We start from the raw sequence: 23,784 nt of genomic DNA, 5'->3' as shown, positions 1-23,784 counted from the left end.
TGAATGGCTATTCATTCAATGGAAGAATAAGGGGGAATTGCTTGTGACTTATAACATTAAAAAAGCTGCTGTTCTAGGTTCTGGGGTGATGGGCTCTGGAATTGCAGCACATTTAGCTAATATCGGTATACCAACATTACTATTAGATATTGCACCGAAGGAACTAACGCATGAGGAAGAGGCAAAAGGTCTTTCCTTAGAGCACCCGGCTGTAAGAAATCGTCTTGTAAACGGAGCTTTGCAAAAGTTATTAAAGCAAAAGCCAGCACCACTTACTTCTAAGAAAAATTTATCACTACTAACGGTCGGCAATTTTGAGGATGATTTAGGGAAACTAAAAGATGTAGATTGGATTATTGAGGTTGTTGTAGAAAACTTACCTATAAAACAAAGTCTGTATGAAAAAATCGATGCTGTTCGTACACCTGGAACAATTATTAGCTCAAATACCTCTGGCATTAGTATTAATGCGATGGCAGAAGGACGCTCAGATGATTTTAAAAAGCATTTTCTTGGCACACACTTTTTCAACCCGCCTCGCTATTTAAAACTATTAGAGGTGATTCCAGCTAATACAACTGCACCTGAAGTAGTAAGCTTCATGAAAACATTTGGTGAAGATGTGCTTGGTAAGGGCGTTGTGCTTGCAAAGGATACACCTAACTTTATTGCTAACCGCATCGGCACTTATGGGTTACTCATCACGTTACAGGAAATGCTAAAAGGTGGTTACTCAGTTGGGGAAGTAGATTCCGTGACAGGTCCGCTTATTGGCCGTCCTAAATCGGCAACGTTCCGTACGCTCGATGTTGTTGGATTAGATACATTTATTCATGTAGCTAAAAATGTATACGATCAAACAACAGGTGAGGAGCAGCAGGTGTTTGCTGTCCCAGAATTTTTGCAAAAAATGGTCACGAATGGTTGGCTCGGTGCCAAATCAGGCCAAGGCTTCTTCATAAAGCAAGGAAAAGAGATTCATGAAATTGACCCAACAACTTTGGCCTACAGTCCTGCGAAAAAATTAAAGACACCTTCCATTGAAATGGCGAAACAAACTCGTGGATTGGCTAATAAAGTGAAGACTTTAACATATGCAAAAGATCGTACAGGTAAATTATTATGGGGAATATTTGCTCCTACATTAATTTATTCTGCTCAGCTATACGGTGAAATTGCAGATGATATTGTAGCTATTGATAATGCGATGAAATGGGGCTTTGGCTGGCAACAAGGACCATTTGAAATTTGGGATGCTATTGGCGTGAAAGAAGCTGTAACAAAAATGGAGGCAGAAGGTCGAGAAGTACCTGCCTTTGTAAAAGAGATGTTAGCAAATGGGTTTGAAACTTTCTATTCAGATATCGATGGTGACTTGGCTTACTATAATGGTTCGGAGTATATCAAAGTGCCTGCTAATGAAAAGGAAATTGATTTAAAACGGTATAAGAAAAAACATGGCGTAATTAAATCTAATACAGGTGCTAGTTTAATAGACTTAGGTGATGGAGTTGCATTATTAGAATTCCATTCCCAGTCGAATGCTATTGGTTTAGATATTATTCAAATGATCAACTTTGCAATCGACGAGGTAGAAGCTAATTATAAGGGCTTAGTTATTGGAAACCAGGGGAAAAACTTCTGTGTTGGAGCAAATCTAGGAATGATTTTAGTCGAGGCGCAGGATGATAATATCTTTGAACTAGATTTTGTCATTAAGGCATTCCAAGATGCGATGCAAAAAATTAAATATTCACGTAAGCCAGTTGTGGCAGCACCGTTTGCGATGACATTAGGTGGCGGTGCAGAGGTTTGTTTACCTGCTGCACATATCCAGGCAACGATGGAAACATATATGGGATTAGTGGAAGTAGGCGTTGGGTTAATTCCGGGCGGCGGAGGTAATAAAGCGCTTTATCAAAAATTCCTAAAGGGCCTACCAAATGGTGTTGAGATAGACTATCAACATATTGCAAATAAAGTATTTGAAACAATTGCGATGGCGAAGGTTTCAACATCTGGTGAGGAAGCACGTGAAAATAACTTCTTAAACTTCGCAGATGGGATTTCTGTTAACCAAGATCATCAATTATATGACGCGAAGCAAGCGGCTTTGGCACTTTACGAAGCAGGCTATCAACCACCTGTGCCAACAAAAGTTCCTGTGGTTGGTGCATCAGGCTACGGTACATTACTCATTGGTGCGCAAGGTATGTATGAGTCAGGCTTTATCAGTAAGCATGATTTGAAAATTGCTAAAAAGCTAGCTTATGTTATTGCGGGTGGTAAGGTTCCATATGGCACATTAGTCGATGAACAGTATCTATTAAACTTAGAGCGTGAGGCATTCCTTAGCCTTGTTGCTGATCCACTTTCACAGCAAAGAATGCAACATATGCTGTTAAAGGGGAAACCACTTCGTAACTAATGGACGAAATAGACAAAACTTGCACATGAAACAAAGGGGGATTATACGATGCGTGAAGCCGTTATTGTAGCAGGAGCACGAACTCCAATTGGAAAAGCAAAAAAAGGTTCTTTAGCAACAGTAAGACCAGATGACTTTGGTGCTGCCGTTGTCAAAGAAACATTAAAAAGAGCAGGCTATGAGGGACCGATAGATGATCTAATTTTAGGCTGTGCTATGCCAGAAGCAGAACAAGGGATGAATGTAGCTCGTAGTATCGGTGCACTTGCCGGATTACCAGATACAACTCCGGCTCTAACAATTAATAGATTTTGCTCTTCAGGTCTACAGGCGATTGCCTATGCAGCTGAACGAATTATGCTAGGGCATTCAAAGGCCATTCTTGCTGGTGGAGTAGAGTCAATGAGTATGGTGCCAATGGTGGGGAACACACCCCGCTTAAATCCAACATTAGCTGAAACAGCTCCACAATATTATATGGGAATGGGGCATACAGCTGAGGAAGTAGCTCGACAGTACAATGTAAGTCGAGAAGATCAAGATGCTTTTGCTGTTCGCTCACATGAACTTGCTGAAAAGGCGATCAAAGAAGGTAAATTTAATGATGAGATTGTACCAATAGAAGTGGAACAACATTATGTTGACGAGAACAATAAGCCACAAGTGAAAAAATTCACTTTCAGCATGGATGAAGGTGTCCGTCCTGGTACATCGGTTGAAGGCTTAGCGAAACTTCGTCCAGCTTTCCATGTGAAAGGGAGTGTGACAGCAGGGAACGCTTCTCAAACTTCCGATGGTGCAGCAGCTGTATTGGTGATGGATCGTGAAGAGGCTGTCAAGCAAGGTTTAACACCAATGGCAAAATTCCTAGGCTTTGCAGTAGGTGGTGTACCACCTGAAGTAATGGGAATTGGTCCAATTGTGGCGGTACCGAAAGCATTAGAAATAGCAGGTTTATCAGTAGATGCTATTGATCTATGGGAAATCAATGAAGCATTTGCATCCCAATCTTTACAGGTTGTTCGTCATTTAGGCATTGACCAAGATAAGGTCAATGTGAATGGTGGAGCTATCGCATTAGGACATCCACTTGGTGCAACGGGTGCTATTTTAACACTAAAACTTATTCATGAATTAAAGCGTCAAGGCAAAAAATATGGTGTAGTAACTATGTGTATTGGTGGCGGCATGGGGGCTGCTGGAGTATTTGAAATTCTATAATTTTCACTAGATCAGCTTGAGGTGTACTGTTTCCGGTTGCCTCCGAGCATGTATATTTCAAGCTTTTCTATATATGTTTGTCTTTACTCAGCAAGAGGTTTGTAGTGTAAGAAATCTTCTCTATATGGTTGGAGAAGATGCTGAATAAAGATTAAGCCTCTAGCAAATATCACAGATTTGGAAGAGGCATCATTCAATAGGGGATTAGACTATCAAAATAGATATATTGGGAGGAATTTATATGACTGAAAAAACAACGGATTTCATTAAAGGCGGCGGATTTTTAATTGAAGATGTGGAATTAGATCGTGTGTTTACACCAGAAGATTTCACTGACGAGCATAAAATGATTGCCAAAACAACAGAAGAATATGTAGCAAATGAAGTTTTACCTGTAGTTGAAAATTTAGAGCACCACGAATTTGAGCATTCAGTACGTCTCCTTAAAAGTGCTGGTGAATTAGGCTTGCTAGGAGCAGATGTTCCTGAAGAATACGAAGGACTAGGCTTAGATAAAGTTTCTTCAGCATTAATTGCAGAAAAAATGTCTGTAGCAGGTGGTTTCTCCATCACCCATGGTGCACACGTTGGAATTGGCTCATTACCAATCGTGCTATTCGGTGACGAAGATCAAAAGAAAAAATATTTACCTAAGCTTGCTTCAGGTGAATTAATTGCTGCTTATGCATTAACAGAGCCGGGATCAGGCTCAGATGCTTTAGGGGCAAAAACAACTGCGAAACTAAACGATGCAGGCACACATTATATTTTAAATGGTGAAAAGCAATGGATTACAAATGCGGGCTTTGCAGATGTATTTGTTGTTTACGCTAAAATTGATGGCGACAAGTTCTCTGCCTTTATTGTGGAACGTGCATTCAATGGTGTTTCAGTGGGTCCTGAAGAGAAGAAAATGGGGATTAAATCCTCATCTACTCGTACACTAGTGTTAGAAGATGCAGAAGTGCCAGTAGAAAATTTATTAGGCGAAATTGGTCGTGGGCATGTCATTGCCTTCAATATTTTAAATATCGGTCGCTATAAACTTGGGGTTGGAACAATTGGTGGATCAAAACGTGCTTTTGAGTTAGCGGTACAATATACAAACCAACGTCAGCAATTTAAAACAAAGCTTTCTGACTTCAACCTTACAAAAGAAAAATTATCAACGATGGCTTCTCAATTGTATGCATCCGAATCATTAAACTATCGTACTGTTGGTTTATTTGAAGATCGTTTAAGCCAGCTAAGTCCAGAGGAGCAAAAGGAAGGAAAAGTGATTGCAGGTGCTATCGCTGAGTATGCGATTGAATGCTCAATTGCTAAAGTATTTGGATCAGAAACATTAGATTATATTGCAGATGAAGCGGTACAGTTACACGGCGGTTATGGCTTCATGGCTGAATATGAGGTAGAGCGTATTTACCGTGATTCTCGTATTAATCGAATTTTTGAAGGTACAAATGAAATTAATCGCATGATTGTACCAGGTACATTTATGAAAAAGGCACTAAAAGGTGAGCTGCCATTATTACATGTTGCGCAAAATCTACAGCAAGAGCTTCTGATGTTAATGCCGGAGGATATCGGTACAGAGCCACTAGCTCAGGAAAAATACTTAGTGAAAAATGCCAAGAAGATTGCTGTATTAGCGGCAGGCTTAGCAGCACAACGCTTTGGTGCGAAGTTAGATCAAGAGCAAGAAGTTTTAGTGAATATTGCTAATATCGCTAATCAATTATTTGCAATGGAATCAGCTGTATTACGTACAGAAAAAGCGATTGCTCGTGATGGCGTTGAAAAAGCACATCAAAAATTGCTATACACTCAAATTTTCTGCCAAGAAGCATTTGCTGAAATCGAAAAAGAAGCAAAAGATACAATTCTTGCGTCCGCAGATGGTGATGCAGCACGTATGACTTTATCTGCATTACGGAAATTAACGCGTAACAATCCATACAACCTAATTACGAAGAAACGTGAAGCATCTGTGAAATTAATTGAAGCAGAAAAATATATCGTTTAATCGTATGAAAAACGCTAGCTATCCGTAAATGGGTAGCTAGTTTTTTTTGTTCCAGATAAATTTGTGAAAGTAACGGATAAAAATACAAAACCGATGGATAGACTTACGTAAATGAGCGAAGTTCCACCATTCTAAATGATTATGATGGTATACTACAGAAAAAGAGAGCAGAGGAGCATTTTTATGACGATTCAATTTTTCCATTATCCAAAATGTACAACATGTAAAAAAGCACAAAAGTGGTTAAATGATCATGACGTTTCCTATGAAGAGGTACATATCGTAGAGCAGCCACCAACAAAGGATGAAATAACAGCTTTATGGCAAGCAAGTGAACTACCTTTGAAGAAGTTTTTTAATACTTCTGGCATGAAGTATCGTGACCTTGGTTTGAAGGACAAGCTAGCTGATATGACTGAGGAAGAACAGCTTGAGCTACTTGCTACGGATGGTATGTTAATAAAACGTCCCATCGTAACAGATGGAAAAAAAGTAACTTTAGGGTTTAAAGAATCCGATTTTGAGCAAGCTTGGTTATAACCGTTTTTATCCTTGTTTTTATAGGAGAAGTATGGCACACTGAAAGTGAATATATTACATAATTATGGAGGGGTTTTTTGCATGAGCACACCGAAAGACTTACGTTACTCTGAAGAGCATGAATGGGTAAAAGTAGAAGATGGAAAAGTACGTATCGGTATTACGCACTTCGCACAATCTGAATTAGGAGATATCGTTTTCGTTGAACTTCCACAAGTTGGCGATGAAATCAAAACAGATGATCCATTCGGTAGCGTAGAATCAGTAAAAACTGTTTCTGAATTGTATGCACCAATCTCAGGTACTGTAGTGGAAGTAAATGCAGATTTAGAAGATAGCCCAGAATTCGTAAATGAATCACCATATGAAAAAGCATGGATGATCGTCGTAGAGCCTGCTGATGCATCAGAAGTTGATAAACTTATGACAGCAGAACAATACGAAGAGATGACTGCAGAATAAGACAAGCCATAATCAAAAAAACGTCGGAAACTACCGGCGTTTTTTATTATATAATAATGTATAAGTGGGTATGTCTAAATGGAGGTGGCGTAATGTTCGATGGGAAATGCTTGATAGTAGAAGGACGCTCAGATAAGCTACAAATTGAGCCAATTTTGAACGAGAATGTTACAATACTATGTACGAATGGAACAATTGGAGTGCATCAATTAGAGGAGCTAATAGACCCCTATGAGGGCTACGAGCTATTTACTTTTTTTGATGCTGATACTTCAGGCGATAAGCTACGCGCTTTAATGGACAGACATTATCCGGAAGCAGAGCATTTACGTACAATGCCGACATATAAGGAAGTAGAAACGACACCAAGAAAAGTGTTAGCAATGATTTTACTGCGTGCGCATTTCTCAATCCATAATGAATATATTTTGTAAGGTTGCGTGAACTAAATGGAAGAATGGTCAAAAGAGCAGTGGGAGACGGCTTTACAGTCGGGAGAAAAAGCTGCGTTTTATTTATATACACAGATGTGTGGTACTTGTGCAGTGGCATCGAAAATGATGTCAATTGTAGAACAACTATTACCTCACCTAAAACTAGGGAAAGCAAATATTAATTTTTTGGAGCAAATTGCTATTGAACATCAAATTGAAAGCGTCCCTTGTTTACTTGTTTGTGATGGCGGCAAAGTGACAGAAAAGATTTATGCTTTTCAATCCGTACCATTTTTGTACGAATTGTTAAAAAAATCAATTGACTGAACTTTATTAGCGTGGTAAAGTAACAAATATATTACTAAAACATTAAATATATCGAACTCTTATGAAGAGCGGCGGAGGGAAGTGCCCTATGAAGCCCGGCAACCATCACATAGTGAAAAGGTGCCAAATCACCCAAAGATTTTTCTTTGAAAGATGAGAGAACGGTTCAACGTATAATACGTGACCCCTTCTACTTGTCTATGAGTGAAGGGGTTTTTTTATATAAGAAAAGGAGTATTCGCTATGATACAGCTTCAAAATATAACGAAGAAATACAAAACAGCAAATGGCGAATTAACGGCAGTCAAAGATGTTAACCTTACTATTAATAAGGGTGAAATTTTTGGCATTATCGGCTATAGTGGCGCTGGTAAAAGTACCATGATTCGTTTACTTAATGGTTTAGAGAAACCAACAGCAGGAACAGTAACGGTGAACAATCAAGAATTTTCATCGATTAAAGGTCAAAAGCTTAGAGCAGCTAGACAAAAGGTTAGTATGATTTTTCAACATTTTAACCTACTTTGGTCGCGAACAGTTGCAGAAAACATTGCCTTCCCATTAGAAATTGCAGGTGTATCAAAAGCTCAACGTGAGGCACGGGTGAAGGAATTGATAGCACTTGTTGGCTTAGAGGGTCGCGAGCAAGCATATCCATCGCAGCTGTCTGGTGGACAAAAGCAACGTGTAGGGATTGCACGAGCATTAGCAAATAATCCAGAGGTTTTACTATGTGATGAGGCAACATCTGCACTAGATCCTGAGACAACAGATGCCATTCTTGATTTACTGGTGGATATTAATGAACGTTTAGGGTTAACGATTGTCCTCATTACTCATGAAATGCATGTCATTCGCAAGATTTGTCATCGTGTAGCAGTGATGGAGGCAGGCGAAATTGTAGAGCGTGGAGAAGTATTGCAAGTTTTCCAGGCTCCTCAGGCTGCCATTACTAAGAAATTTGTAGCTCAAATTACAAATACAAAGGAAACACAGGATACAGTAGAACAAATCAAAGCAAATTATCCAACTGGACAACTTGTCAAATTGATTTTTGTTGGTGAAAAAACAGAACAGCCAGTTATTTCACATCTAGTAAAGCAATTCGATGTGGAAGTAAGCATTGTACACGGAAATATTTCACAAACGAAAAATGGTGCATATGGTACCCTCATTGTGCAAATTGACGGGTCCAAAGCAAACGTGACTGAAGCCTTAAGCTATTTAAATACAGTGGAAGTACAAACGGAGGTGATTGCAGATGCTAACTAATCTCTTTCCGAATGTAGACTGGGATAGCATGTGGCAGGCTACGTATGAAACATTATATATGACGGCCATTTCTACAGTTATTACATTTATTCTTGGGTTAGCCATTGGGATCGTCCTATTTTTAACAAGTCCGAATCAGTTATGGGCTAATAAAATTGTTAGCTTTTTAACAGGGTCGCTCGTTAACATATTCCGTTCTATCCCATTTATCGTGTTAATTATTTTATTAATTCCATTCACTAAGTTTTTACTAGGTACAATCCGTGGAGCTAATGCTGCTTTACCAGCTTTAATTATCGGTGCAGCTCCGTTCTATGCGCGTATGGTATTAATTGCGTTACGAGAAATTGATAAGGGTGTTATTGAAGCAGCTCGTTCAATGGGGGCTAAAACAGCCACAATTATTTGGAAAGTTCTGATCCCTGAATCCTTACCAGCACTTATTTCAGGTATTACAGTTACGGCTGTAGCACTTGTCGGTTATACAGCAATGGCAGGAATAATCGGTGCAGGGGGTCTTGGAAACTTAGCCTTCTTAGACGGATTCCAAAGAAATCGCCAAGATGTGACATTAATGGCAACTATTTTGATCTTAGTAATAGTCTTTATCATCCAATGGATTGGTGATTTCATTACAGAAAAAATTGATAAACGTTAATAAAACTGAGGTTATTCCGGTTCTTGCCGCTAACATATTTTTATCAAAATAAAAGGAGTGTCATAAATGAAAAAGTTATTAGCAGGATTATTTTTATCAATACTTGTACTAGCTTTAGCAGCTTGCGGTACTGATAAAAAAGAGGATGCAAATTCAGCATCTGGTGATAAAACAGATAGTAAAGAAAACGTTACTTTAACAGTGGGAGCTTCTAATACACCACATGCAGTAATTTTGGATAAAGCAAAACCGATTTTAGCTGAGAAAGGTATTGACCTAAAAGTAGAAACATATACAGACTATGTGCTACCAAACCAAGATTTAGAATCAAAAGATTTGGATGCAAATTACTTCCAACATATTCCGTATTTAGAGTTGCAAATTAAAGACAATGGCTATGACTTCGTCAATGCTGGTGGTGTTCATATTGAGCCAATCGGTATTTATTCTAAAAAATATAAATCTTTAGAGGAACTGCCTGAAGGTGCAACAATCTTACTTTCTAATTCAGTATCAGATCATGGTCGTATGCTGTCATTATTAGAAGCTAAGGGCTTAATTAAATTAAAAGATGGTATTGATAAAACAGCAGCAGAAATTAAGGATATAGAAGAAAATCCTAAAAACTTTAAATTTGATGCGAATACTGCACCAGAAATGCTTGTACAAATGTACGAAAACGACGAAGGGGACGCAGTGCTGATCAATTCTAACTTTGCTATTGATAATGGCTTAAACCCAATCGAAGATGCGATTTCTCTTGAAGACAAAGAGTCGCCATACGTAAACATCATCGCAGTACGTGCTGGTGATGAATCAAGACCAGAAATTAAAACATTATTAGAAGTATTAACGTCTAAAGAAATCCAAGACTTTATCTTAGAAGAATGGAAAGGTGCAGTAGTACCTGTTCAATAATCTAAACAAAAGAGTACGTAAGTAGTGAATTACTTATGTACTCTTTTTCTTTGAAGCTGTTTAACTGAATTTTGACTGCTTTCGGATAGTGACTATTTACAGGTTGTCGATTTCCGAGGAAATAAAAATAGCTATGTAAATTATTTACAACAGCTCATGTAGTGCCTATTCTACATATTTCAAAGTATTGTTCTACCTAATCCCTCCAGTATCGGTTAAAACCAATGCTGGAGGGATTTTTTAGAGATTTCAAGAAAGAAAAAAATGTTAATTTTCTATTTATTAACATTATTCAGTGTTACTTAGCATCTTTTTCATCTACACTATAAAAAGACTCTGAATATATTTACTAAAAATTTGAATAAATAATGAATTTTTTTGTTCTAAATACTAATAAAGTAGGTGTTTTATCGTGAATGAAGGAATTATTTAGAAATTGTTTAGTTGCAAGTAGTACTATATAATTGTTAGAAAAGTTTTTTGTGAAATTTAGATTTTAATCATCTATTTTGACAAAAAAAATCATACTTAAGTATGTGGAGATGAAAGGGGTTTGGTTAAAATGGCAATGAGAAATAACCTATTACGTTGCAGAATATTCGGCATATATAAGTAGAATGAATAGAAAACGGAAAAATGGCGATAAAAATTACATGAAAGTTTAGCCAAAGGAGTTATTGTTATGAACATAAACACGAAATCAATGAGCTCAGCTTTATTAAATAAAATTCAAACAAAAAAAGCGACAATTGGGGTAATTGGCCTCGGCTATGTAGGTCTACCATTTGCCATTGAAATTGTTCAAAAAGGTTTTCATGTTTTAGGCTTTGATAAAAATCAAGAAAAAATCGCCCTGTTGCAAAACGGTGAAAGCTATATAGCTGATATCCCGAAAGAAAATATACAACTACTATTAAAGGAACATCAATTTGAAGCAACCTATGATTTTTCCAAACTTGCATCTGTTGATGTTGTCATCATTTGTGTGCCAACCCCTACAACTGAGGATGGTACTCCTGATATTTCCTATATAGAAGAAGCAGCTCACGATATTGGGTGCCATATTAATGCAAATGCACTAGTCATTCTTGAAAGTACGACCTATCCTGGGACAACAGAGGAAATTGTTCAGCCTATTTTGCAAAAACATGGCTTTGCTGTTGGTCAAGATTTATTTTTAGCCTATTCACCAGAACGAGTGGATCCTGGTAATAGTAATTTTTCAGTTTCTAATACACCCAAAGTTGTTGGCGGTGTCACTTCCACATGCTTGGAAGTTTCAAAGGTTTTTTATGAAACAGTCATTCATACTAGTGTATATACGGTAACAAGTCCGAAAGTTGCCGAAATGGAGAAATTATTGGAAAATACGTTTCGCCAAATCAACATCGCTCTTGTCAATGAGCTAAGTCAAATTTGCAATAAAATGAACATTGATATTTGGGAAGTCATCGATGCCGCCTCAACAAAGCCTTATGGATTTATGCCATTTAAACCTGGCCCAGGAGTCGGTGGACATTGTATCCCTGTGGACCCTAAATATTTATTGTGGGCGGGTCAACAGCATGGTGTCTCAGCAACATTAATTGAAGCAGCAGATAAAATTAATGATTCGATGCCTAACTTTGTTGTGGAGAGGCTTGAGCAGTACTTACGTATTCAAAATACCGAGCTGCGCCAAGCAAAAATTGTTATTATTGGTGTCACGTATAAGCCGGAAATAAATGACTCACGCGAATCTCCCGCACTACGTGTCATTCAACAATTACTAGATAATCAGTGCTCATTACAGATTATCGACCCTTATATTCAAACATTCCCAGTAGAACAATCCATATTCAATACAGTTCCTTTAACAGAAAAAATTATTAAAGATGCAGATGCAGTATTGATTTTAACCAACCATTCCAACATTGATTATTCATTAATTGATCAACAAGCGTCATTAATTTTTGATACACGTAATACCCATTTTTTATTTAAGAATAAATATTATTACAAGTTATAAGGAGAGTTCGTGGGTCATGAAACAGCTAAAAATATGTGGGCTTCTACTCCTGATGTTCTTAGCAGGATGTCAATCCACTCCTCAAAAAACTATTCAACCAATTGATTCTACTATAGAGATTAAGGAATCTGATGGTACGATGAGTGATTCAATCAGCCATGCCGATATTATTAAGCCAAAAGTGGCTCTAACGTTTAATGGCTTTGCGGATAATCAAACAATGGAGCTACTACTGAAGAAATTAGATGAATCTAATATGAAAGCTACCTTCTTCTTAGAGGGGCTACGAGTGGCACAGGAGCCGGAGCTTGTTCAAGACATTTTAAAAAGAGGCCATGAAGTCCAAAACGGTACCTTGTCATTTCCAGATGTCACCGCTTTAGACTATGATCAAACCTATGAGGAGATTTATTTAACGAATCAAATATTTGAGGAGCATTTAGGATATAAGCCGAAATATGTTCGAAGTCGTTCCGGTGATATTACAGATAATATGCGCTTAGCGGCTGCTGCACTGGATATGAATGCAGTGATAGGATTATCTATTAATCCACTTGATCGAAAAATGCAAAGTGCCCAAGAATTGATTGATTATATTGACAAATATATTGATAGAGGCTCTATTATTCATCTTAATACTTATATTAATCCTGCCATTATAGATACCATTCCTTTACTAGCACAATTAGCAAAAGAGCATGATTACACAATTACTACTTTAAATGATTTGTTAGATGAGCGTTATTTAACAAAGTCGTTAGAAGAAATAGCAGGTCATGATGCAATCAAACCTAACTTAAATTATGAAAATATCGAACCACATTTATTTTATCGAAAAGAGACATCTAAAAAAGAAATTGCCATTACCTTTGATGACTGGGCACATGAACAGCAAGTGAAAGATGTTTTAGATGTTTTAAAAAAATATAATATTAAAAGTACATTTTTCTTAATCGGTAGTGGGGTGGAGAAAAATCCACAATTAGCAAAGTTAATACAAGAGGAAGGTCATGAAGTAGCAAGTCACTCCTATTACCATTTAGATGTTACTAAGATGACGCCAGAGGAAATACAGGATGATTTAGTGAAGGCCCATAAGGCACTCACTTATGCGTTACAGGAACCACCTTTACTTTATTTTAGACCAGCACAAGGAATCATGGATGAGCGAACTGCTAAAGTGATTACTGCTACAGGAATTCAAACCATTGCCATGTATGACATTGCTTCTTTTGACTGGAATTTAGATTACAGTGCTCAGGATATTTATGATCGGGTCATATCTAGAGCAGCGCCAGGAAAGGTTATTGTCATGCACATCTTAGATGGAACTAAAACAGTTGAGGCACTTCCATTAATTATTGAAAAGCTGCAACAAGATGGTTATAGCTTTAGTAAAATGTCAACTTGGATTGAAGAAGATGCAAATAGGGATGTGAATAAATGATAAAAACGAAAAAAGAGGTTTTAACAGTACCGCGATCAGACCGTCGGATTCTATCAAATATTCCTGATCCCGAAAATGTCCGGAACCTTGTCAATCGTCGAGGTGCATCTTATCAGAAAGAAGAAATTGATCCGACAGATGTCAATGAAATTTATCGTCTCCAACAGCTTAGCTTACGCTATGAAACTCATTTTGAAGTACTGGTGAGAAGAGCAAGGCATAAAAGAAGTTCAGACAAATACTATGCGGAAGATATTTCAGTTACGGGAATCCTTGTATATTCTCAACAGCCTCAACAATTATTAAAAGATGAAATTTTAGAAATGAATTTTACGATTCCAGGGGGCGCAATGCCCGAGGGATATGAGGCAAAAGTAAAGTTAAAGGCAAAGGTGGTCAGACATTTTACTAAAGAGGTGGATGGTCAAACGCTGTATTACTTTGCTTGTGAATTTCTCCAACCCTTAAATGAATATATGGTAAAAAAGCGGTGGGGCATTTCTGTTTTTATGGCGAGTTTATTCTTATTGGTCGTCACTCTTATTGTCATGCTGATGAGAGCTGAAAGTGTTATTTATTTTAGGTTTAATAAATTTTTATATCTTTATAGTATTATTGCGGCAACGTTTCTATTAAGTAGATACCTATTTGGTATTTTCTATAAAAATGTACCAATCAACCCGCACTATGAGCCAGGTGTATCCATAATTATCCCTGTGTTTAACGAGGAAGAATGGATACACCGAACGATTTCAAGCTGTATTAATCAGTACTATCCTGTAGATAAGTTAGAAGTGATTGTCGTGGATGATTGCTCTACGGATGGGACGGAGGAAAAAGCTAAGGAAATGATTGATCTTATTCATTTTGAGGGAGGGCGTTTTAAAACGACGGATCGCTTAAAGTTTTCTAAGCTTCCTCAAAATGGTGGAAAACGTGAAGCGCTAGTAGCAGGTGTTCATCAAGCCAAACATGACTTAGTGGTTTTTGTGGATTCAGATAGTTTTTTGGAGCCACATGCAATTCGCAATTTAGTACAGCCTTTCCAAGATCCTAAAATGGGTGGTGTAGCTGGTCGGACAGAGGTAGAAAATAAATTTACTAATGCCCTGACCAAACTACAGACAGTGCGTTATTATATTGCCTTTCGTATAATGAAAGCGGCTGAATCTTGGTTTGATACGGTGACTTGCTTATCAGGACCCTTAGCTTGTTATCGAAAAGAACTTATTTTAAAAAATGAAACAGCTTGGCTCAATCAAAAATTTCTTGGGCAGCCTGCTACATTTGGTGATGATCGTAGTATGACAAACTACATTTTGAAAACTCATCGAACAGGTTATCAGGATAATGCTATTTGTTCGACGATTGTCCCCTCTGATACAAAGGTTTTTTTATCTCAGCAAATGAGATGGAAACGTTCTTGGCTAAGAGAATCTTTACGAGCATTTTTATTTATGTGGAAAAAAGAACCCTTCATGTTCCTTTTCTTCATCATAGGTTTAATTGTGCCAATTGCAGCACCCATTGTCGTCGTCTACAACTTAATCTATGTGCCAATCATGTATGGCGTTTTTCCGACTACCTTTTTATTAGGCTTACTTTTAATGGCCATGCTAATGAGTTTGGCTCATCTATTCTTTAGAAAAAGTAAATTATGGTTATTCGGGTTTATCTTCGTTCTGTATTATGAATTTATTTTGCTCTGGCAAATGCCAGTTGCATGGGTAACATTTTGGAAATCAACATGGGGAACAAGGGAAACACCACAAGACGTTTTGGCAAAAGAAAAGAAAATGGAAAAGCAAAAATTACGAAAATCCCGATTTTCAATGTTGAAAATTAGAAAAATGGGTGAGAAGGAATGAAAGAGAAAAATGTAATTTTACAGCCAGCTAAAAAAAATCGAAGGAAAATTATACGCTCGATCATACAATTAATCGTTGTTCTCTTTTTAGCAGTCGTGTTAATTAAAGCCGTTTTTCTGACAGACAAGAGATTTGCTGAGGCAGTACCGTTAAACAATAAAGAAGGATTTATTGCACTTTCCTATTTTGGGGTGAGTAGAAATGACTCCCCTAAATATGTGTCAAAGAAGAATTTAGAAGAACAATTAACATTGCTTGAAAAACAAGGCTATCAAACTATTACACAAAAGGATATATTGGATTTTTATCAAAAGAACAAACCATTACCTGAAAAAGCATTGTTCTTATCATTTGAGGATGGACGTACGGATTCTAGTATTTTCGCACAAAATATTATGGAAAAATTAAATTACAAGGCTACGATGTTTACGTATGCCAATAAAATGGATACTCGTGATCAAAAATTTTTAAAACCAAAAGATTTGAAGTTGATGGAGAAAAGTGGCTATTGGGAATTAGGCTCTAACGGGTACCGACTAACCTATATTAATATTTTTAATGATAAAGGGCAGTCCTTAGGTATGATTGATGAAAATAATATACCAAATAAAACAACAATCGAATATTATAACCATTATTTAATGGATTTTATTCGTAATCAATATATGATTCCAAGTGAAACTCGACAAGAGATGGAAATTCGAATTAAGAAAGATTACAAGCTTATGCAGGATATCTATCAGCAAGAGTTTGGGAAAGTTCCCAAAGCCTATGCCATTATGCATGCTAATTCATTGTATAACAATATGGACCCACTGGTGCAGAGTGCCAATGACAAGGAAATTAAAGACAAGTTTCTTATGCACTTTAATTTAGAATTGAGTGCCTATAATGATAGAGATAGTGATCTTTATAACTTGAATCGATTACAAGTTTCTCCCTATTGGTCAACCAATCATGTAATGATGAAAATCAGACAGGCTAGTAATCAAAATGTAGAGTTTAAAATAGGAGATCCTGCTTTAGCCCAAAAATGGCATACAATTAATGGGGCGGCAGAATTTGATAATAATAAGGTCACATTAACATCTGCTCCTTCTAGTGAAGGTAGGATTCTTTTAAAGGAAACAATGCCACAACAATATAATGTAGGTTTTACATTTAAAGGGAATGTTGTGGGTGAACAAGCATTCTACGTAAATTATGATGATAAAACAAATAGCTATTTACGCATTGCCTTAATCGATAATGAGCTTGTAGTGAGTGAAAAATTACCAGCTTCAGACATTGTGGAAAAGGCTCGTTTTCCGTTGAATGAGATTAAGTGGAATGAAGAGGAGTATGCATTTAATAAGGCGACCGTCTATACGTATCAGGATACCCAAAAGGGATCGCGGATTGTTGAAGAAGAATACCCAAGAAACTTAAGAAAAAATAGAGTATTTAACATTGCAGTAAATAAGGATAAAATAAACATAGATGTAGATAATGTATTATCTGAAACTATTCAAATTAATCCTAGCCTTCATGGATCACAAATAGGATTTGGGGCGTTGTTTAGTCATAAAGATACGTCCCATGAACAGTATGCAGATGATATATACGATACATTAATAGAAGATATTTTAATTACAGATAGAAAAGATCAAACCATTTTTACAAACCAATATACGAATTTCGAGAAGGTTAAGTATAAAAGTACAACATTGTTTAATCATGTCGTGGATTTCTTTATAGAAACCTTCTAATTTGGGGTGAAATTTGAAACAAGTGAAAAATTTTATATTATTTATCTGTATAGCCCTAATATTTATCACTGCTTGTAGTAATAGTAAAGAACCACCGGCTATAGCAAAGGAAGAATTGAAAGATAAAGCAAAGCTCCGTTTATCTATGTGGTTACCTGAATGGCAAAATCAATTAGCCTTAGAAGATGTCCAAAATTCTCAACAAGGATTACAAGATATACGCGTTTTTGGTGCATATTTTAATCATCAAGATGAATTGTTGTTAACGGATAGTGCAGTCGATATGTTGCAACAGACACAGCATCAATACAATGAATCACATCATGTGATCCTAACGCTTATTAATGATTATGTGACAGATAATGCTTCATCTGTTCAAAAGGATAGTACACTTTTGCATAGGCTATTACAGGATTCCGCAGCAAGAAAAAAGCATATCAATAATATTTTGCAGGTAGTTGATCAATACCAACCGGATGGCATCGAAATTGATTATGAAAAGATAGCTAAAGAAGACCTTTCAAAATATGTTCAATTTTTAAAGGAGCTTTACCGAGAGCTTGCCAAAAAGAATGTTACACTGCATGTCGTGTTAGAGCCAAGCTTTCCGTTTGATGTGAAGCTACCAAATGGGCCTAGCTACACTGTAATGGCCTATAATGTACATGGTTATCATAGTGGTCCAGGTGCGAAAGCTACTTTTACCTTCCTCAATGATTTAATAAAAAAAATCAAAAAATCCAATCAAAAATTAGCCATCGCCTTTGCCACAGGTGGTTTCGATTGGGTAGCTCAAGGGAATACAGTTGCATTAACGGAGCTTGAGGCTGAGAAAGTATTAGCTGAAACAAACGCAAATAAAAAACGTGATAAAGCAAGTGGAGCAGTTTATTTTACGTATACAGATTCTAGCAATGTTAGTCATGAGGTTTGGTATGCTGACCAAGAAACACTTGAAAAATGGGTCAAATATGTCCAAAGGAAAAGCTATCATGATGTAGTGTTGTGGCGTGCAGGTGGATTAGGTGTCAAAACATTACAGTGGATTAGTGAGCAAGAAACTGGAGAGCGTTCGTCTCCCCAAAAAAATCACCAATAAAGAGAATTTCAACAAAAGCTATCGAGAGTGAACTTCTCGATGGCTTTTGCCTACAGTTTAAATCGCCAGTTAAGGCGATTTTTTATTGAAATTGGGACAGACGTGAAAAGAAATCTTTGACGAAATTTAAAAAAATGGTTTCTGATGGAGCGATTTCTCGATTGACTGGAGAAATAATGCCAACCGTCCTTGGGATGGAAGGTGATTCGATGGGCACCTTTACAGTAAAGCGAGCAGCAGAATCATAAAGTGAACTTTCTGGTAACAGACTAACGCCTATTCCAGCTGCTACCAAGCCTTTAAGTGCATCCAAATCTTCACCCTCTGAAATAATATTAGGCAAAAATCCTGCAGCACGACAGGCATCCATTGCCACTTTATGTAATATATAGCCATCTGGAAATAACACAAATAGATCATTTCTCAATTCTGCGAGCTGGATACTCTCTCTTTTCGCTAATGGATGATTGGCAGGTAGAAGAGCTGCAATATTTTCTGTAAACAATATAGTCGACTCAATAGATTCATCTTTAGGAGGAAGCGGACCTAAAAAGGCAAGGTTTAACTCTCGATTTTTGACAGCATCAATTAAAAATCGGTAAGATCCTTGTCGTAGCTGAAATTGTAAATTTGGATGCTCTCGTTTAAAGGCTGAGATAACGGTTGGAAGTACATAGCTAGCCAAGCTTGTTGGAAAGCCAATCTTAATAGAGCCCTTAGCAGGATCAAGATATTCTTCTACTTGTTTGGCAGCAAAATCAATGGCCTTTAATGCTGTAATGGTATGTTCAAGAAATGTCTTCCCAATCGGGGTTAATTTCACATTACGACCCACTCGTTCAAATAACGGAGTACCTAATTCATCTTCAAGATTTGCGATTTGCCGACTAATGGCTGATTGAGCTACGTGAAGATGCTCAGCGGCCTCTGATATATGCTCGCGTTCAGCAACCTCCACAAAATAGCGTAATTGACGTAACTCCACTAACATTTCACCTCTATTAATCTAAAAATAAGATTGATTATAGCTCAATTATATAGTATTGAAGATAAAAAGTGACTGTAAATACAGAAAAAAGTTTAAGTATTCAGTATTCTTGTATAATAGAATTTTTTTGGGTGTAAAAGAGATTGCCTTGAAAATATCTTCATTTTAATTGATTCCATTTTAATGAAATAGGTTATAGTATAGTTATGGTTGTTTATGCAAATTTGTCATAAAACCTCTACAATTAGCCCTTTTCATGAGGTTTCCACTATGTAGCTAGATGAAATCAATTCTCAATTAGAGATAATTCATTGAAAATGAAGAAAGTCTATTCTCAATATCTATTCCAAATAGTAATAATCTGAAAATGCTTACAAAGCCTTTATTTTTCAAGATTTTATTTGAGTAGAAGGAAAGTAATTGAAATGGTTTGCATAGAGAACGATTTTCAGTTAAGATTAGAATGATGATAATTAAGGAATGGTTGACCCATTCACTGAACACTATGGAGGTAATTTCATGTCAACTTTAGTTATTAAAGATCTTCACGTTGCTATCGACGGGAAAGAGATTTTAAAAGGCGTAAATCTTACAATTAATACAAACGAAATTCATGCAATCATGGGACCAAACGGAACTGGTAAATCAACACTAGCTTCTGCTATTATGGGTCACCCTAAATATGAAGTTACTTCAGGTACTGTTGAGCTTGATGGCGAAGATGTACTTGAGATGGAAGTAGACGAGCGTGCTCAAGCTGGTTTATTCCTAGCTATGCAATATCCTTCTGAAATTGCTGGTGTTACAAATGCTGATTTCTTACGTTCAGCTATTAATGCTCGCCGTGAAGAGGGCGATGAAATTTCATTAATGAAGTTTATCCGTGAATTAGATAAAAACATGGAATTCCTAGAAATGAACGAAGATATGGCACAACGTTATTTAAATGAAGGTTTCTCTGGCGGTGAGAAAAAGCGTAATGAAATTCTTCAATTAATGATGATTAAACCAACGATCGCTATTTTAGACGAAATTGACTCTGGTCTTGATATTGATGCACTTAAAGTAGTATCTAAAGGAATCAACGCAATGCGCGGTGAAGGCTTTGGCTGCTTAATGATTACGCACTATCAACGTCTTCTTAACTACATTACACCAGACCATGTACACGTAATGATGCAAGGACGTGTTGTGAAATCAGGTGGTGCAGAGCTTGCACAACGCTTAGAAGCAGAAGGTTATGACTGGATCAAAAAAGAATTAGGTATTGAAGAAGAAACAGAAGAACAAGAAGCATAAGAGGGAGGACGAACTAGCATGACAGTGGAACTTAACTTGCCTGTAACAGTACAGGACGTGCGCTCGTTCTCAGAAGCAAATGGTGAACCAACTTGGTTTACAGAGCTTCGCGCGGCAGCACTAGACAAAGTAACTGGTTTAGATTTGCCAAAACCAGATAGAACTAATATTACGAAATGGGATTTCATGAACTTCCCAGCATTTACAGTTCATAGTGAGGCATTTCCATCATTGGATGCTTTACCTGAAGAAGCAAAAGGGTTAATTGACCTTGAAGTGCAAGAAAACCTTTATATTCAACGCAATAATACACCAGCTTACATTAAAACATCACAAGAGCTTGCTGATAAAGGTGTTATTTTTACAGATATTTTTACAGCAGTTCGTGACCATGGTGAGCTTGTTCAAAAATACTTTATGACTGAAGCTGTTAAAGTGGATGAGCATAAGTTAACAGCGCTTCATACAGCACTTGTTAACGGTGGCGTATTTGTTTACGTACCAAAAAATGTAGTCATCGAGCAACCACTTCAAGTTGTTTTCTTAAACGATAATGCTGAAGCATCATTATACAACCATGTATTAGTAGTAGCAGAAGCAAATTCTGCTGTAACATATGTGGAAACATATATTTCAACGGTTGAAGAAGCAAAAGGCCAAGCAAATATTATTGCGGAAGTAGTTGTCCAAGATAATGCGCAAGTAACATATGGAGCAGTGGATGTACTTGCAAAAGGCTTTACGACATATGTAAATCGTCGTGCACGCTTAGCGCGTGACGCAAAAGTAGATTGGGCTCTTGGTTTAATGAATGACTCAGATACAATCTCAGAAAATATTACTCATCTAATTGGTGACGGTTCTCATGCAGATACAAAAACAGTAGTTGTTGGTCGTGGAGAACAAAAACTTAACTTCACTACAGAGGTTCGTCACTGGGGTAAAAACTCAAACGGGCATATCTTAAAACATGGTGTCATGAAAGATGCAGCTCAATCTATCTTTAATGGTATTGGCTATATCGAACATGGTGCAACGAAAGCAGATGCACAACAAGAATCACGTGTATTAATGCTTTCTGAAAAAGCTCGAGGGGATGCAAACCCAATTTTATTAATTGATGAAGATGATGTAACAGCAGGACACGCAGCATCTGTTGGTCGAGTAGATCCATTACAGCTTTACTATTTAATGAGCCGTGGTATCTCGAAAGCAGAAGCAGAGCGCCTTGTTATCCATGGATTCCTTGCGCCAGTTGTTACGCAATTACCAATTGAGGGCGTTCAAAAGCAACTGACGGAGGTTATTGAAAGGAAAGTTCGCTAATGATGAATAAAGACATTAAAAGCTATTTCCCAATTTTAAATCAGGATGTTAATGGTCATAGACTTGCGTATCTTGATAGTGCAGCGACATCTCAAAAACCTGTTCAAGTAATTGAAGCAATCAAAGCTTATTACGAATTCGATAATTCCAATGTTCACCGTGGTGTGCATACATTAGGAAACCGTGCTACAGATAAATATGAAGGTGCACGTGAAAAGGTTCGTAAGTTTATTAATGCTCAATCAACACAAGAAATTATTTTTACTCGTGGAACAACGACAGCCTTAAATACAGTAGCAGCCAGTTATGGACGTGCAAATGTTGCTGAGGGTGATGAAATCGTCATTACTCAAATGGAGCATCACTCCAATATTATTCCTTGGCAACAGTTAGCCAAAGAAAAAAAGGCGACATTGAAATACATTGAGCTAGAAGCTGATGGAACGATTAGTTTAGAAAAAGTACGTGCGACGATCACACCTCAAACAAAAATTGTGTCGGTGTCAATGGCATCAAACGTACTTGGAACTATTAATCCAATCAAAGAAATTGCCCAAATTGCACATGCTAATGGTGCTGTTATGGTGGCTGATGGAGCTCAAGCTGCTCCGCATATGAAAATCGATGTGCAAGATTTGGATGTAGATTTCTTAGGGTTCTCTGGGCATAAAATGTGCGGTCCTACTGGAATAGGTGTACTATATGGTAAAAAGGAACACCTTGAAAAGATGGAGCCAATTGAATTTGGTGGCGAAATGATCGATTTTGTAGGGTTATATGATTCAACGTGGAAGGAATTACCGTGGAAATTTGAAGGTGGAACGCCTATTATTGCAGGTGCAATAGGATTAGGTGCCGCTATTGATTTCTTAACTGAGATTGGGTTAGATAATATTGCAGAGCATGAGCATAAGCTTGTAGGCTACGCAATGGATCAGCTTGAAACAATTGACGGTTTAAAAATTTTCGGCCCACGTGACCCAATGAAACGTTGTGGACTTGTGACATTTAACTTAGATGATGTCCATCCACATGATGTGGCAACGGTGCTTGATATGAATGGTATTGCTGTTCGTGCTGGTCATCACTGTGCACAACCACTAATGAAATGTCTTCAGCAAGTAGCGACAGCGCGTGCAAGCTTCTATCTGTATAATACAGAGGAGGATATTGACCGTCTTGTCGCAGGGTTACGTTCTGCGAAGGAGTATTTTGGCGATGTCTTTTAATAATTTAGATCAACTATATCGTTCAGTCATTATGGATCACTATAAAAATCCTCGTAATAAGGGTGCTTTAGAAGGTGAAGCTGTAACGATTGATATGAACAATCCGACATGTGGAGACCGTATTCACTTAACATTAAAAGTGACTGACGGTGTTGTAGAGGATGCCAGATTTGAAGGTGAAGGCTGTTCAATTTCTATGTCTTCTGCCTCTATGATGACTCAACTGATTAAAGGGAAAAAGGTAGATGAAGCTTTAGAGCTTGCTGATATTTTTTCTAAAATGATGATGGGTGAAGAGTATAGCGATAAATATGACCTAGAGGATGTTGAAGCACTGCAAGGTGTCTCACAATTCCCTGCACGTATTAAATGTGCAACATTAGCTTGGAAAGCAATGGAAAAAGGTGTGAAATAAATCATACTGCCTTGTCGGCTGGGTGAAAGTGACATACTTTCACTCAAGGCAAGGGTCGAATACCTCGAACA

At 37.3% G+C, this 23,784-nt stretch carries 20 protein-coding genes and 1 riboswitch; of the genes, 19 read left to right on the top strand and 1 reads right to left on the bottom strand.

The genetic code is table 11. The features are described 5' to 3' along the window. Nucleotides 1-43 precede the first annotated feature (43 nt). From MKY88_RS19290 to MKY88_RS19220, 15 genes are all read left to right on the top strand, one after another. On the top strand, nt 44-2,428 hold the full coding sequence (locus MKY88_RS19290; RefSeq protein ID WP_340814457.1) for a 3-hydroxyacyl-CoA dehydrogenase/enoyl-CoA hydratase family protein: 2,385 nt from the start codon (nt 44-46) through the stop codon (nt 2,426-2,428). A gap of 48 nt (nt 2,429-2,476) precedes the next feature. Beyond that, nucleotides 2,477-3,649 (top strand): acetyl-CoA C-acetyltransferase, encoded by a 1,173-nt coding sequence (locus MKY88_RS19285; RefSeq protein WP_008179961.1) that lies wholly within the window; start codon nt 2,477-2,479, stop codon nt 3,647-3,649. 241 nt (nt 3,650-3,890) lie between these two features. Next, nucleotides 3,891-5,675: an acyl-CoA dehydrogenase family protein gene (locus tag MKY88_RS19280; protein ID WP_328201155.1), complete on the top strand. Its 1,785-nt coding sequence runs from the start codon at nt 3,891-3,893 to the stop codon at nt 5,673-5,675. A 183-nt stretch (nt 5,676-5,858) separates the two neighbouring features. Continuing rightward, nucleotides 5,859-6,215, top strand: a complete 357-nt coding sequence (locus tag MKY88_RS19275; protein WP_036145544.1) for an arsenate reductase family protein — start codon at nt 5,859-5,861, stop codon at nt 6,213-6,215. Between the two features lie 81 nt (nt 6,216-6,296). After that, a complete protein-coding gene (gene gcvH, locus MKY88_RS19270) occupies nt 6,297-6,677 on the top strand; it encodes a glycine cleavage system protein GcvH (protein ID WP_025116632.1) in 381 nt (126 codons plus the stop codon). Between the two features lie 92 nt (nt 6,678-6,769). Beyond that, on the top strand, nt 6,770-7,111 hold the full coding sequence (locus MKY88_RS19265; protein ID WP_031417716.1) for a hypothetical protein: 342 nt from the start codon (nt 6,770-6,772) through the stop codon (nt 7,109-7,111). 15 nt (nt 7,112-7,126) lie between these two features. After that, entirely contained in the window at nt 7,127-7,438 is a 312-nt protein-coding gene (locus MKY88_RS19260; protein ID WP_340814456.1) for a thioredoxin family protein, read from the top strand. A gap of 56 nt (nt 7,439-7,494) precedes the next feature. After that, nucleotides 7,495-7,598: riboswitch (SAM riboswitch) on the top strand. 83 nt (nt 7,599-7,681) lie between these two features. Further along, entirely contained in the window at nt 7,682-8,710 is a 1,029-nt protein-coding gene (locus MKY88_RS19255; protein ID WP_193832964.1) for a methionine ABC transporter ATP-binding protein, read from the top strand. After that, nucleotides 8,700-9,368, top strand: coding sequence for a methionine ABC transporter permease (locus tag MKY88_RS19250; protein WP_340814454.1), 669 nt, complete (start codon nt 8,700-8,702; stop codon nt 9,366-9,368). The genes MKY88_RS19255 and MKY88_RS19250 overlap by 11 nt, the downstream gene beginning before the upstream one ends. 66 nt (nt 9,369-9,434) lie before the next feature. Continuing rightward, complete coding sequence (locus tag MKY88_RS19245; protein ID WP_340814453.1) at nt 9,435-10,286, top strand: MetQ/NlpA family ABC transporter substrate-binding protein; 852 nt, start codon at nt 9,435-9,437, stop codon at nt 10,284-10,286. A gap of 682 nt (nt 10,287-10,968) precedes the next feature. Further along, nucleotides 10,969-12,294, top strand: coding sequence for a nucleotide sugar dehydrogenase (locus tag MKY88_RS19240; RefSeq protein ID WP_340814451.1), 1,326 nt, complete (start codon nt 10,969-10,971; stop codon nt 12,292-12,294). 16 nt (nt 12,295-12,310) lie between these two features. Then, the gene (locus MKY88_RS19235) at nt 12,311-13,741 is read left to right on the top strand and encodes a polysaccharide deacetylase family protein (protein ID WP_254664323.1); all 1,431 of its coding nucleotides are present in this window, start codon (nt 12,311-12,313) and stop codon (nt 13,739-13,741) included. Beyond that, on the top strand, nt 13,738-15,609 hold the full coding sequence (locus MKY88_RS19230; RefSeq protein ID WP_193832962.1) for a glycosyltransferase family 2 protein: 1,872 nt from the start codon (nt 13,738-13,740) through the stop codon (nt 15,607-15,609). The genes MKY88_RS19235 and MKY88_RS19230 overlap by 4 nt, the downstream gene beginning before the upstream one ends. Then, the gene (locus tag MKY88_RS19225) at nt 15,606-17,357 is read left to right on the top strand and encodes a polysaccharide deacetylase family protein (RefSeq protein WP_328201143.1); all 1,752 of its coding nucleotides are present in this window, start codon (nt 15,606-15,608) and stop codon (nt 17,355-17,357) included. Before MKY88_RS19230 ends, MKY88_RS19225 begins: the two co-directional genes overlap by 4 nt. Nucleotides 17,358-17,379: 22 nt before the next feature. Continuing rightward, complete coding sequence (locus tag MKY88_RS19220; protein ID WP_328201419.1) at nt 17,380-18,456, top strand: glycosyl hydrolase family 18 protein; 1,077 nt, start codon at nt 17,380-17,382, stop codon at nt 18,454-18,456. Nucleotides 18,457-18,538: 82 nt separating this feature from the next. On the opposite strand, the gene MKY88_RS19215 is transcribed toward MKY88_RS19220, so the two are convergent. After that, nucleotides 18,539-19,441, bottom strand: coding sequence for a LysR family transcriptional regulator (locus tag MKY88_RS19215; RefSeq protein ID WP_069482503.1), 903 nt, complete (start codon nt 19,439-19,441; stop codon nt 18,539-18,541). Between the two features lie 522 nt (nt 19,442-19,963). On the opposite strand from MKY88_RS19215, the gene sufC reads away from it, so the two are divergent. From sufC to sufU, 4 genes are read left to right on the top strand one after another with little or no spacing between them, the layout of a single operon-like run. Continuing rightward, complete coding sequence (gene sufC, locus MKY88_RS19210) at nt 19,964-20,743, top strand: Fe-S cluster assembly ATPase SufC (RefSeq protein WP_004228249.1); 780 nt, start codon at nt 19,964-19,966, stop codon at nt 20,741-20,743. An 18-nt stretch (nt 20,744-20,761) separates the two neighbouring features. Then, nucleotides 20,762-22,069 (top strand): Fe-S cluster assembly protein SufD, encoded by a 1,308-nt coding sequence (sufD, locus tag MKY88_RS19205; protein ID WP_193832958.1) that lies wholly within the window; start codon nt 20,762-20,764, stop codon nt 22,067-22,069. Then, nucleotides 22,069-23,298: a cysteine desulfurase gene (locus tag MKY88_RS19200; RefSeq protein WP_069482501.1), complete on the top strand. Its 1,230-nt coding sequence runs from the start codon at nt 22,069-22,071 to the stop codon at nt 23,296-23,298. The genes sufD and MKY88_RS19200 overlap by 1 nt, the downstream gene beginning before the upstream one ends. Then, on the top strand, nt 23,288-23,713 hold the full coding sequence (gene sufU, locus MKY88_RS19195) for a Fe-S cluster assembly sulfur transfer protein SufU (RefSeq protein ID WP_069482500.1): 426 nt from the start codon (nt 23,288-23,290) through the stop codon (nt 23,711-23,713). The genes MKY88_RS19200 and sufU overlap by 11 nt, the downstream gene beginning before the upstream one ends. Nucleotides 23,714-23,784: the final 71 nt, after the last annotated feature.

The sequence above is a fragment of the Lysinibacillus sp. FSL R7-0073 genome, assembly GCF_038009065.1.
GTDB lineage: Bacteria > Bacillota > Bacilli > Bacillales_A > Planococcaceae > Lysinibacillus > Lysinibacillus fusiformis.
This window is presented reverse-complemented; position numbering and strand designations above follow the sequence as displayed.